A 12538-nucleotide genomic window follows, 5' to 3' on the forward strand; every position below is an offset into this window, starting at 1 on the left:
TCAGTTCAGATCCTCCAGGGCCTTGGTGCGCCGGAACGCGATGACCGAGATGGTCGCGACGAGGATGAAGATGATGATCGAGAACGCGCTCGCCAGGCCGTAGTCGGAGGTCGAGCCGACGAAGGCGACCTTGTAGACCATCGTGATGAGGATGTCGGTGGCGCCGACGTTCACCCCGGCGGTGATGTCGCGGGGCCCGCCGCCGGTGAGCATGTAGATCAGGCTGAAGTTGTTGAAGTTGAACGCGAACGACGAGATCAGCAGCGGGGCGACCGCGACGAGCAGCAGCGGCAGCTTGATCGCCCGGAACACCTGCCAGGCGCTCGCGCCGTCCACGCGCGCGGCCTCCTGCACATCCTCGGGGATGGACTGCAGGGCGCCGGTGCAGATCAGGAACATGTACGGGAAGCCCAGCCAGAGGTTCACGAGGATGATGCTGGCCTTGGCCAGCCACTCGTTCGTCAGCCACGGGATGTCGGCGCCGCCGAAGACGACCACGTTGAGGAACCCGAACTCCTGGTTCATCATGCCCGCCCACACCAGCGCCGAGAGGAACCCCGGGAAGGCGTACGGCAGGATCATCAGCACCCGGTAGTACTTCTTCGACTTCATCCGGGGGTCGTTGAAGACGATCGCGAGGAAGAGACCCAGCGCGAAGGTCGTCAGCACCGACAGGATCGCGAACGCGAAGGTCCACACCAGCACCTGCAGGAACGGCCCGCGGATGGACTGCTCGGCGAACGCGCGCGTGAAGTTGTCGAAGCCCACGTTGATCTGCCAGCCGGGCCTGAGCTCGGTGCCGTCCTCGGCGGTGAAGGCGCCGGTGCCGATGTCGCTGTAGACGACGCCGCTGCTGGTGTCGGTCATGGTGCCTGCGGCCTCGTCGTAGACGAGCTTGGAGGTGTAGACGTAGGCGGACGACCCGTCGGGGGTGCGCAGCATCCCGTCGTTGGGGTCGTCGCTGAGCGGCACCGACATCTCGGCGATGCGCTCCTGCTGGGCGACGATGTCGCCGAAGGTGAGGGTGGTGTATCCGGCCAGGCCGACGGCCTTGCCGCCGTCCATCTCGGCGCCGGAGACCTCGTCGAGCGGCCGCTCCTCGCCACCGAGGAGCACGTCGCCGTCGGGGTCGGTGACCAGGAACGACAGCTCGCCGAGCTGGTCGACGATCGTGAGGTCGTAGGAGGGCGAATCCGGCACGCGCTCCTGGGCCGAGAGCATCAGCGCGTTCACCGCGCTGTCCTTGTCGGCGTTGTGCCCGGTGCCGTAATTGGTGAAGGCGACGTAGCCCGTGTAGAGCGCCGCGAAGATCTGGAAGACGAAGAGGAAGACCAGACCCGGCATGAGGTACTTGGCCGGCAGCCTGCCGCGGCCCAGGTACACCCAGACGGCGAGCAGGGCGACGGCGATGACGATGGCCGCGACGACCCACTGGTCGGTGCGGATCAGCACGAGGGCGGCGAAGACCGCCAGCGCGAGGATGAGCCCGAGCAGGACGATCTTGAGGAGCACGAGCCCCCAGCCGCCTCCGGCGGCCTCGGCGATGCGGGTGGCGCGACGCTGGCGCGTGGTCGCGGGCGCGGAGGAGGCGCGGCGCTCCGGGTCCTGGGTGATGGTCATGGCTGTCCTCGTCGGGAGTCGCGGATCGGCGGATGCAGAGGAGCCGGGCGGCATCCGCAGGGGATGCCGCCCGTCTCGTCTCGGATTACTTGCTGATCGCGCCCTGGATGTCGGCGCTCATCTTCTCCCACAGTGCGGCCGGGTCGCCGCCCTTGTTGTTGATGAGGGCCGTCTCGGTGACGCCCCAGAACTGCCACACCGCGCCCATCTCGGGGATGCTGGGCATCGGGACGGCGTTCGCGCCGACCTCACCGAAACCGGCGGTGATCGGGTCGCTCTCGACCGCGGCCTCGAAGGCCGACGTCAGAGCAGGAGCACGGCCGCCGACCTCGTAGAGGGCGGTCTGCACCTTCTCGGAGCCGACGTAGTTGAGCAGGAACTCGTTGGCGGCGAGCTTGTTCTTGCTCTCGGCGCTCAGGAAGAAGCCCTGCACACCGGCGAAGGGCTGTGCGTCCTCGCCACCGGCCGACGGGATCGGGTCGATCGCGATGTTGAGGCCGGCGTCGACGGCCGCGGGGGCGTTCCACGGACCGGTCAGGAAGAACGGCGACTTGCCCGCGAGGAAGTTCTCCTTGGCGAGGTCACCGGTGATGTTGGTGTTAAGGATGCCGGCGGCACCCTGCTCGCCGAGCCACGCGGCGAACGCCTTGCCGCCGTCGTTGCCGATCTGCAGGTCCTCGGCGTTGTAGCTGCCGTCGGAGTTCTGGCCGAAGACCGGGGCTCCGAATGAGGTCTGGAACGGGTACAGGTGGTACGGGTCGGCCTGCTCGGGGTCGAGACCCACGAGGAAGGCGTACTCGGTGCCTGCGGCCTTGCCCTTGGCGACCATGTCGGCGAAGTCGGCCGGCGCCTCGGCGACGAGGTCGGTGTTGCGCATGAGGCCGATGTTCTCGATGGCGTACGGGACGCCGTAGAGCTGGCCGTCGTAGCTGAACGCGTCCAGGGCGATCTGCTGGAACTCGCCCGAGCGGTCGCCGAGCTCGACGGGGGCGACAACGCCGTTGTCGACGAGGACACCCAGCCAGTCGTGAGCGCCGACGATGACGTCAGGGCCCTTGCCCGTGGGCGCCTGCTGCACGAACTGGTCGCGGATCTCGCCGAACTCCTTCTGCACGAGCGACACCTTCACGCCGGTGTCGTCGGTGAACTCCTTGGCTGCGTCCTTGACGACGTCGGCGCGGTCCGCGTCGACCCAGACGGTGATCTGGCCGGAGAACTCTGCCTTGTCGCCCGACGCGTCGTCGCCGGACGGGGTGGACGATGCGCAGCCGGCCAGAGCCAGTGCGGACGTGGCGGCGATGGCGCCGAACGCGAGGATGCTCCTCTTGGTCACCTTCATTGGTGCGTGCCTCTCTCGATGCGGGTGAACCTGCAAATCTGCAAGCGCTTACAGTATGCCTTGCCGAAATGCGGATGCGCAACGGCCGAGTTCACCGATATCAACCTGTGATGCGAGCAGCATCCGGCCCGTCGTCATGGAAACGCTTCCATATCGGATGCCGTCAGCACGGCGTCCTGTCCGGATCCTCCGCCCTCTTGCAGGTTTGGCCGTGATCGTCAAGGCGGGCGACCGCGCCACCGGACCGGCCTAGGGTCGGTCACGTGGCTGGCACGACAACCCGAAGCACCCGCAGCATCCGTCTGGAGTGATCCGATGAGCACCGTCGATGAGCATCCGACCGAGGCCCTGCTCGATGGTCGATACCGCCTGGCGACCTGTGTGGGCCGCGGCGGCACGGCACTGGTCTACCGGGCCGAGGACGTGCTGCTGGGCCGCACCGTGGCGATCAAGCTGCTGCGGCAGGCGGACGAGATGCCCGTCGAGGAGGAGCGCATCCGCGGCGAGAGCGCGCGGCTGGCCTCCCTCGATCACCCCTCGCTGGTGACCCTGTACGACGCCAAGCTCGATCCCGGGCATCCGCGTTACCTCGTGATGGAGTACGTCGACGGCCCGACGCTCTCGGGGCACCTGACGCACGGGCCGCTGAGTCCGGATGAGGCGGCAGACCTCGCCGTCGATCTGGCCGAGGCGCTGCAGGCAGTGCACGTGCGCGGCATCATCCACCGGGACGTCAAGCCCTCGAACGTGCTGCTGACCCGCGACCCGCATGACCGGCGCTGGATCGCGAAGCTCGCCGACTTCGGCATCGCCTACGACCCCGACGACGCGCGCATGACCTCGCCCGGAGTGGCGATCGGCACGGCCGCCTACATGGCGCCCGAGCAGGTCCGTGCGCAGGAGCTGACGCCGGCGGCGGACATCTACGCGCTGGGCCTGGTGCTGATCGAGGTGCTCGCAGGGCGACGGGCTTTCCCGATGACCGACGGGGTGCAGGCCGCACTGGTGCGCCTGACATCGTCGCCGTCCATGCCGGAGAACGTCGACGAGGCGTGGATCGAGTTGCTCACCCGGATGACGGACGACGAGCCGCTGCGGCGCCCCACGGCCGCCGAGGTCGCCGAGGCGGCATCCGCCCTGGGCGGCGCACGGACGCACTCGGGTGCGGTCACGGCGGTCACGGCCACGGCATCCGCTGCCACGGCTTCCGGAGCCACGCCATCCGGATCCGCCGCGCGGTCGGGTCAGGATGCTGCGGATGCCGACGGCACGCGCAGCATGACGGCTGCGGGCGGGCTGACGGCCGCGTCCGAGGACGACGAACCGGGGTCCACCCGGGAGTTCCCGGTGCCTGTCGGCCTGGCGGCCGGTGCTGTCGCCGCCCCGAGGCGGCGGCCCAGACGCTGGCTCGCGGTGCTGGGCGCAGCGACCGCGGCGATCGCGTTCGCGTGGGGATCAATGAGCCTGCTCGATCTCTCTCAGAGCGCCGAGCCGACCCGCACGAACCCGCCGGTGGTCTCGACGCCGCTGCCGACCCCGGCCGACGTCGGCGAGACCGAGGCACCGGCCGAGGACACGGCCACCGTCGACACGCAGACCGTCGATACGCAGAAGCGCGATGCCGAGGAGAAGGCCGGGGAGCCGGCGTCGAATCCGAACAAGGGGCCGGGAAGCAACTCGGGCAGCGGCAGCGACGCGAACTCGGGCAACGGGAACGGCGCAGGCAGGGGCAACGGCAAGTGACCCGCCAGATGACGTGACCCGCCAGATGACAGGGCATCCGGCATGGTTCGCCCGTACGTCGTATGGTGGTCATCATGGCTGACAGCTCCTTCGACATCGTCTCCAAGGTCGACCACCAGGAGGCCGACAACGCCCTCAACCAGGCCCGCAAGGAGGTCGAGCAGCGCTACGACTTCAAGGGCACCGGTGCCTCGATCGCGTGGAGCGGCGAGCAGATCCTCATCACTGCGAACTCCGAGGAGCGCGCCAAGGCCGTGCTCGACGTGTTCCAGTCCAAGCTCATCAAGCGCGGCATCTCGCTGAAGAGCCTCGACTCGGGCGACCCGGTGGCCAGCGGCAAGGAGTACCGCCTGGTCTCGAGCCTGAAGGACGGCATCTCGAGCGAGAACGCGAAGAAGATCGGCAAGATCATCCGCGACGAGGGCCCCAAGGGCGTGAAGAGCCAGATCCAGGGCGACGAGTTGCGCGTGCAGTCCAAGAGCCGCGACGACCTGCAGGCCGTGATCGCCCTGCTCAAGGGCAGCGACCTCGACATCGACCTGCAGTTCATCAACTACCGCTGAGGTCGCCTCGCGCGCGAGCGCCCGGAGAGTATCCGCGTATCACCCGGCCGGCCAGACCCTCCCTGTCAGTGCGGCGCGGTGCGCAGCATCCGTTCGTCACGAGTAAGATCTCGAGAACAGGACCGTGTGGGGCGGTCCTGAAGACGCCGCATGGCGCACAGTGGGGGTGACACCATGGTGTACGTCGACCAGCGACCGCCGGGACGATCGCAGACGGAACAGCAGCACGTGCCGCAGCCGGGCACCGAGATGCGGAAGCAGCTGCTGGCGGACGGGCTGTTCCATCTGATCGGCGAGCGCATCGTCAGCGGTGAGCTGGCGCCGGGCGCACGCATCCGCGATGCCGCACTGGCCGCGGAGCTGGCCGTCTCGCGCACCCCCGTGCGGGAGGCGCTGCAGCGCCTGGAGCGGATCGGGCTGGTGACGATGTACCCGAGCCGCTACACCGAGGTCACCCTGGTCACCGCCGAATCGATCGCGCGGGCGCGCGCGTTCGCCGGCATGCAGGCGGGATTCATCGCGCGTCTGACCTCTGAACGTCTGACCGAGGACGAGCTCGCCACCGCAAGCGTGCTGATCGGCCGTATCGCGGAGACTGTCTTCGATGCCGCCGCCTGCTCGCAGGCCCGCCGCGATGCGATCCGCTACCTGTCCGCGCGCAGCGGCGATCCACTGCATCAGCACCTCTTCGACGACGCGAGCCTCACGCTGGCCCGCGCCCTGAAGGACTACGCCATCACCCCCGAGGAGCGTCCGGTCGTCATCGCGGCGTGCGAGGAGCTGACCGCTGCGCTGCGCCGCCACGACGCGGATGCCGCCGAGCGCGCCTGCCGCGAGATCTACGGCGTGCGCTGAGCCTGAGCCTGAGCGGCCCAGCCGGTGACCCACCGGCTCAGGCGCGCGTACGCCTCGTCACGGGCCTCCCGTCCGGAGAGGAACACGTCGTGCAGGGCCCCGTCGATGCGCTCGATCGTGACCGACGGTCCGAGCCGCAGTGCGGCCCGGGCGATGTCGTCGACGACGAGCACGCTGTCGGCGCGAGTGAGCTCATCCGACCAGCGGGTCGGTACTGCCGTGCGCGCCGAGAGCAGCACGCACACCGGCGCGTCGATGTGCAGACCCGCCGAGACGCTGCGGTGTCCTTCGAGGATCGCGTGCAGCCACGCCGCGTGCACGAGCATGCTCTGCTCGGGGCGCCATGCGAGGTCGATCTGCATCGGGTCGTCCTCGACGGCGACCTCGTTCTGCGCGCGGGAGTAGAAGCCCAGGTCGACCTGCGGTGCGGCATCCTTCGGCCACCAGCGGGCCTGCAGCCCGACCATCGGAGCGATGGCGGCGCGGGCGACGCCGAGCTGGAACTCCAGCCAGGGAGAGTTGAGCACGACGGCATCCGCCTCGCCCGGATGCCGTGATGCCCACAAACTCAGCGTCAGCCCGCCGGTGGAGTGGCCGAGCAGCACGAGGCGGCGCCCCTCGGCATCCCCTCGGGCGGCGAGAGCGGCGGCGATGTCGGCGTCGTACTCGGTGAGGTCGGTGATGTAGCCGGGGGTCTGGCCCGGCCGCAGGCTGCGGCCGTACTTGCGCAGATCGAGGGCGAAGAACCGGGCGCCGCGCGCCGTCCAGAACCGGGCGAGCCGCTTCTGGAAGAAGTAGTCCGACCAGCCGTGCACGTACAGCACGTCGACGTCGGCCAGTGGCCGCGGATCCCATCCGAACCGCCACCAGGGTGCGGCCTGCGGCAGCGCGCGGACGAGGGTCGCGACGAGTTCGCCCTCGGAGTCCTCGCCGAGAGGCAGCGTCAGCTGCTCGAACTCGTCACCGAGGACATCCGGAACCCACTCCGCCATGCCGTCACCCTACCGGCGGTGTTCGCTCGCTCAGGAACCGGCGGACCCCGAGCTCATTCTCCGCGCGAGACGCGCACCATCTCGTCGCGCGGCACGAGCTTGACGCGCTCGCGCTCGCTCTCGTGAGCCGCACCGAGTGCGAGTTCGTGCTCGTCGAGCCGGTGCCAGCCGTCCAGGTCGGTCCAGGTCACGCCACGTTCGGCGAGCAGCGCCGGGATGGCGTGATCGGAGGGATCCTCCGGCTGCCACCAGGAACCCTGGTCGTTGATCAGGTGGCGGACGGTCTCCATGGCATCCGACTTGGTGTGGCCGATCAGGCCGACCGGTCCGCGCTTGATCCAGCCGGTGGCGTAGATGCCGGGCACCCGCTGATTCGACTTCGTCTCGAGCACCTGACCCTCGCGGTTCGGGATCACGCCGTGCTTCTTGTCGAACGGCACCCCGGGCAGCGGCGAGCCGAAATAGCCGATCGCCCGGTACAGGCCCTGCATCGGGATCTCGCGCAGCTCACCGGTTCCGACCGCACCGCCGGCGCCGTCGGACTTCGTGCGCTCGTAGACGAGGGCCGCGACGCGGCCGTTCTCGTCCTTCTTGACCTCGACCGGTCGCGCCCAGAAGTGCAGGTGCAGACGACGGGATGCCGTGCCGCCGGCGTTGTTGACAGAGTCCCTCTGACGCCAGGACTGCAGGATGCGGTCGATCACCATGACCTGCTTGTTGCTGGCCACGGCGTCCTTGGAGGCCTCGTCGTAGTCGAAGTCCTCGTCGTAGACGACCATGTCGACATCGCGCAGCTCGCCGAGTTCGCGCAGCTCGAGCGGGGTGAACTTCACCTGTGCGGGACCGCGGCGCCCGAACACGTGCACATCGGTGATCCTGCTGGCCTTCAGCCCCTGGTAGACGTTATCGGGCACCTCGGTGACGAGCAGGTCGTCGGCGTGCTTGGCGAGCATCCGCGAGACGTCGAGGGCGACGTTGCCGTTGCCGATGACGCCGACGGACTCCGCGTCCAGCGGCCAGTCCCGAGGCACGTCGGGGTGGCCGTCGAACCAGCTCACGTAGTCGGCGGCGCCGTAGGAGCCCTCGGCGTCGATGCCCGGGATGTCGAGCGAGGTGTCGCGCACGGCGCCCGTGGCGAAGATCACGGCGTTGTAGTGCCGCTTGAGGTCGTCGAGGGTGATGTCGGTGCCGAAGCGCACGTTGCCGAACAGCCGGATGTCGCCGCGGTCGAGCACGTTGCGCAGTGCCGTGATGATGCCCTTGATGCGGGGGTGGTCGGGGGCGACGCCGTAGCGGACCAGTCCGTAGGGGGCCGGGAGCTGCTCGAACAGGTCGATCGACACATCGAACTTGCGCTCGGCCTTGAGCAGGATGTCGGCGGCATAGATGCCCGCCGGTCCCGCCCCGACGATGGCCAGCTTGAGCTTCGTCATGGGGTTCCTTCCGTCAGCTGCTGCGATCAGCCAGTGTCTCCGCGAACCGCGTGAGCGCCTCGCGCACCGCCCCCTTGGGCAGCACGGAGAGCGCGGCGACGGCATCCGCCGTCCAGGTGCGGGCGAGCTCGAGGGTGCGCCGGGTGGCGTCATGGTCACGCAGCTCGGCGAGCGGTCCGTCCAGGATCGCGGGATCGGCGCCTTCACCGATGCGCGCGACGCCGTCGTCGATGCGACGGGCGAGGTCGATGTCGGCCGGCGCGGAGCCGGTCTTCAGCAGCAGGGAGGGCATGGTGGGCACGCCGGCACGCAGGTCGGTTCCCGGAACCTTGCCGGTCTCCTGCGCGTTCGCGGACAGGTCGATCACGTCATCGAGCAGCTGGAATGCGACGCCGACCTTCTCGCCGTACACGCGCATCGGCTCTTCGAACTTCGCCGGGGCGTTCGAGAAGATCACGCCGCCCTGAGTGGAGGCGGCGATGAGCGAACCGGTCTTGTCGGCGAGCACCCGAAGGTAGAACTCGATCGGGTCATCGCCCGGCTGGACGCCGACGGTCTCGTGCATCTGCCCGAGCACGAGACGCTCGAACGTGTCGGCCTGCAGCCGCATCGCCCGCGCGCCATAGCGCGACATGATCTGGCTGGCGCGGGAGAACAGGATGTCGCCGGTGAGGATGGCGATGTTGTTGCCCCAGACGCCGTGCGCGGCGGGCACACCTCGTCGGGTGTCGGCGCCGTCCATGACGTCGTCGTGGTACAGCGAGCCGAGGTGGGTGAGCTCGAGCGCCTTGGCGACGTCGATCACCGCGGGGATGCTGCCGTCGCCGAGCTGGGCGGCCAGCAGCGTGAGCACGGGGCGGATGCGCTTGCCGCCGGCCTCGTACAGGTAGCGCGCCGCGGCGTCGGCCACCGGGTCGGCGTGCTTCAGCTCGTCGGCGAGGCCCTTCTCGACGAGGTCGAGGCCGTCTTCGATCTGCGAGGCGATACGCCGGGCGGCGGGACCGAGGAAGACGCGGTCGCTGAAGCCCAGACGGCTCGCAAGTCGCGTGCCCGGGGAAACGGGGCTCGAAGTCACGCCCTCCAGCCTACCTGCGCGCGGCGGTGCCGACGTCCGCGGGACTGCATCCGTCTGTTCGTCACGTAATGCCGATATTCGTGCCGGATTCCGAGAGGATGCGCCAAATGGACGGGAGATCGGCGCCAGGGAGGACGCTCAGGCGAGGGCGTCGACGAGGGGACGGAACTTCACCCGGGTCTCGAGCAGCTCGGACTCGGGGTCGCTGCCGGCGACGATGCCGGCCCCGGCATATGCCGTCACCCGGCGCGCACCCGACGCGTCGGACGCGGCCGGCGCGAACTGGGCGCAGCGCAGCGCGATCGCCCACTCGCCGTCACCGGACGCGTCGATCCAGCCGACCGGGCCCGCGTAGCGGCCGCGGTCGAACGGTTCGATCCGGCGGATGGCCTCGACGGCGGTCTCGGTGGGTGTGCCCGCCACGGCGGCGGTGGGATGCATGGCCCCCACCAGGTCGAGAGAGGAGGCTCCGTCGCCCAGCTCGCCCTCCACATCGGTGGCGAGGTGGAACAGGTTCGGAAGCTCCAGGATGAACGGCTCGTCGTCGGCGCGGAGGGTGCGGGTGTGCGGGCGCAGGGTGGCGAGCACGCTCTGCACCGCGAAGCGGTGCTCGGCGAGATCCTTGACGCTGGCGGCGAGCGCGGCCGAGGCCTCGGCATCCTCCTCCGGGTCGGCGCCGCGCGCCGTCGTGCCGGCCAGCACCCGCGCGGTGACGGTGCGGGCGTGGGAGGTGACCAGCGTCTCGGGGCTCGCGCCGATGAGCCCGTCGACCGCGAACGTCCAGGTGTCCGGATAACCGGTAGACAGGGCCCGGACGAGCCGGCGCAGGTCGGCGTCGCCGGGCAGGGTGCCGGCCAGGTCGCGGGCGAGGACGACCTTGCTGTACTGACCGGCGGCGATCTCGTCGAGCGCGAGCCGGACGGCATCCTGATAGCACCGCGGAGTCTGCGCGCCCGGGCCGACCCGCCCGGCCCAGTGCGGGCCGTACGCGGCCGGCTCGGCGACCGGCGCGAAGTCGGCGGCCTCGGCGCGACGGATGCGGGTGATCCAGCTGCGCCCGTCGCGCAGGCCGATGACGGTATCGGGGACGATGAGGATGCTGTCGGCAGCCGAGTCCTCGTCGAAGGTGAGCGCGCCGAAGGCGACCAGACCGGTGCCGGGCAGGCCGAGCGGGTCGTCGATCTCGGCATCCGCGGCGATCTCGCGCCAGACGTCGGCGAGGATGTCGGACCGGCGGCGATCGCGGCCGGCGGGGATGCTGATCGTCGCCGCCACGCCGTCGCCCGCGGCCACGATCCCCTCGCCTCGGCGCAGCCAGGCGATCGGCTGCGCGGCGGAGGTGTGTGCCAGCAGATCGTCGACGGGCGGGATCTCGCGGGTCTGCGCGACCAGGCGGATGCTGCTCACCCCTCCAGCCTACTTCCCGCGCACGGGCGTGCCTGCCCGCTGGGCCACTGAGGCTCTCGAAGGGCCCTGCCACCGCTGGGTCCCTGAGGCTCTCGAAGGGCCCTGGCGTGCGTGGCCCTTACCGCGCCCGCCCGAACGCCTCGAGACGATCCAGCCACACATCCGCGGTGGCGTCGTCGAACGGCGCGACCTGCGCGCGCACCTGCTCCTCGAGCTCGAGCGCACGGGCTTCCAGATGGGCGATGACGTCGGCCGGATACCCGTACCTCACCAGGTGCTCGGCCCACTCGTCGCGGTCGTCGACCCAGGTGCCGCGCTCCCCCACGACGCGGATGACATCCAGGTCCATGTCAATGCCCTGGGCGAATGCGGGCAGCCCGCCCGGCACCGCGGCATCCGTCTCGCCTGTCCAGCGCAGATCCCAGGCGAGGTCGATGTAGATCCGCATCCCCTTCGGATGCCGCCTGTTGACGGTCAGCGCGTGATCGGCGGCGCCGGTCCCGGCATCCGGATGGGGAATGAGGGTGACGTTCGCGCCGGATGCCGTGAAGTCGCGCCCCGGCCGGTAGCTGCGCCATCCTTGCGGCTGGCCGACCCAGTCGCCCCAGCGGTCCGACCCGAGATAGATCTCCTCGTTCGACCAGTGCGGCGAGCCGTCCCACTTCCGCCACTGGACGATCATGGGCGTGCCGGGGGCGGGGCGATTCGCGTTCACCCGGCGAGTCTACGACCGGGCGCAGACACCCCGCCCGGCGAGCCGCGCCCGGCGGCCGTAGGATCGAGGCATGGAGCCGAACCGCGCCGATCTCGGCAAAGACCCCTCGCTCGTCAGCGGAATGTTCGACCAGGTCGCGGCCGGCTATGACCGCACGAACACCGTGATGACGTTCGGCAACGATGTGCTGTGGCGCGCGGCGACCACCCGCGCGGTAGCCCCCCAGCCCGGTGAGCGGATCCTGGATCTGGGCGCGGGCACCGCATCCTCCTCGGCATCCCTGGCCGCCAGCGGTGCCGACGTCATCGCCGCCGACTTCTCCGCCGGGATGCTGGCCGAGGGACGGCGCCGCCACGGCCACCTGCCGAACCTCGCCTTCGTGCGCGCCGACGCCACCGACCTGCCTTTCGACGAGGGCGAGTTCGACGCCGTCACCATGTCGTACAGCCTGCGCAACGTGCAGCAGCCGAAGAAGGCGCTGCGCGAGCTGCTGCGCGTCACGAAGCCCGGCGGGCGCCTGGTCATCAACGAATTCTCGACGCCTCCCGGCCGGCTCTTCCGCGGGCTCTACCGCTTCTACAACGCGCAGATCCTGCCGCGGGTGGCGCGCATCGCGGGCACCAACGCCGAGGCCTACGACTACCTGAACGAATCGATCCGCGACTGGCCCGACCAGCGCACACTGGCGGCGTGGATCCGCGAGGCGGGCTGGACCGAGGTCGCCTACCGCAACCTGTCCTTCGGCATCGTCGCGCTGCACCGGGCTCGCAAGCCGTTGAGCTGAGGGTTCAGCACC

Annotated in this window: 11 protein-coding genes; 4 read left to right on the forward strand and 7 right to left on the reverse strand. The window is 69.9% G+C overall.

Translation table 11 applies throughout. The features are described from left to right. Both H7694_RS12625 and H7694_RS12630 read right to left on the reverse strand, forming a co-directional pair. Positions 1-1620 carry an ABC transporter permease subunit gene (locus H7694_RS12625; RefSeq protein ID WP_193596829.1) on the reverse strand — a complete coding sequence of 540 codons (1620 nt, stop codon included), beginning with the start codon at positions 1618-1620 and terminating at the stop codon, positions 1-3. Between the two features lie 85 nt (positions 1621-1705). Next, a complete protein-coding gene (locus tag H7694_RS12630) occupies positions 1706-2959 on the reverse strand; it encodes a maltose ABC transporter substrate-binding protein (RefSeq protein WP_193596830.1) in 1254 nt (417 codons plus the stop codon). 315 nt (positions 2960-3274) lie between these two features. Between H7694_RS12630 and H7694_RS12635 the strand changes: the two genes are divergently transcribed. The 3 genes from H7694_RS12635 to H7694_RS12645 all read left to right on the forward strand — a co-directional run bounded on the left by H7694_RS12635 (position 3275) and on the right by H7694_RS12645 (position 6120). Then, complete coding sequence (locus H7694_RS12635) at positions 3275-4702, forward strand: serine/threonine-protein kinase (RefSeq protein ID WP_193596831.1); 1428 nt, start codon at positions 3275-3277, stop codon at positions 4700-4702. Between the two features lie 74 nt (positions 4703-4776). After that, positions 4777-5265: a YajQ family cyclic di-GMP-binding protein gene (locus tag H7694_RS12640; protein ID WP_193596832.1), complete on the forward strand. Its 489-nt coding sequence runs from the start codon at positions 4777-4779 to the stop codon at positions 5263-5265. Positions 5266-5415: 150 nt separating this feature from the next. Next, positions 5416-6120, forward strand: a complete 705-nt coding sequence (locus tag H7694_RS12645) for a GntR family transcriptional regulator (RefSeq protein ID WP_193596833.1) — start codon at positions 5416-5418, stop codon at positions 6118-6120. On the opposite strand, the gene H7694_RS12650 is transcribed toward H7694_RS12645, so the two are convergent. From H7694_RS12650 to H7694_RS12670, 5 genes are all read right to left on the reverse strand, one after another. Next, positions 6105-7112 carry an alpha/beta hydrolase gene (locus tag H7694_RS12650; protein WP_193596834.1) on the reverse strand — a complete coding sequence of 336 codons (1008 nt, stop codon included), beginning with the start codon at positions 7110-7112 and terminating at the stop codon, positions 6105-6107. The two genes, H7694_RS12645 and H7694_RS12650, sit on opposite strands and share 16 nt — an antisense overlap. Positions 7113-7165: 53 nt before the next feature. Next, complete coding sequence (locus tag H7694_RS12655; protein WP_193596835.1) at positions 7166-8545, reverse strand: FAD-dependent oxidoreductase; 1380 nt, start codon at positions 8543-8545, stop codon at positions 7166-7168. A gap of 13 nt (positions 8546-8558) precedes the next feature. Then, entirely contained in the window at positions 8559-9620 is a 1062-nt protein-coding gene (locus H7694_RS12660) for a polyprenyl synthetase family protein (protein WP_193596836.1), read from the reverse strand. Positions 9621-9758: 138 nt separating this feature from the next. Then, on the reverse strand, positions 9759-11027 hold the full coding sequence (locus H7694_RS12665) for an isochorismate synthase MenF (RefSeq protein WP_193596837.1): 1269 nt from the start codon (positions 11025-11027) through the stop codon (positions 9759-9761). A gap of 118 nt (positions 11028-11145) precedes the next feature. Continuing rightward, entirely contained in the window at positions 11146-11742 is a 597-nt protein-coding gene (locus H7694_RS12670) for a hypothetical protein (protein ID WP_193596838.1), read from the reverse strand. 70 nt (positions 11743-11812) lie between these two features. Between H7694_RS12670 and H7694_RS12675 the strand changes: the two genes are divergently transcribed. Further along, entirely contained in the window at positions 11813-12526 is a 714-nt protein-coding gene (locus H7694_RS12675) for a class I SAM-dependent methyltransferase (protein ID WP_193596839.1), read from the forward strand. Positions 12527-12538: the final 12 nt, after the last annotated feature.

Origin of the sequence: Microbacterium sp. YJN-G (assembly GCF_015040615.1) — a bacterium.
Lineage (GTDB): Bacteria > Actinomycetota > Actinomycetes > Actinomycetales > Microbacteriaceae > Microbacterium.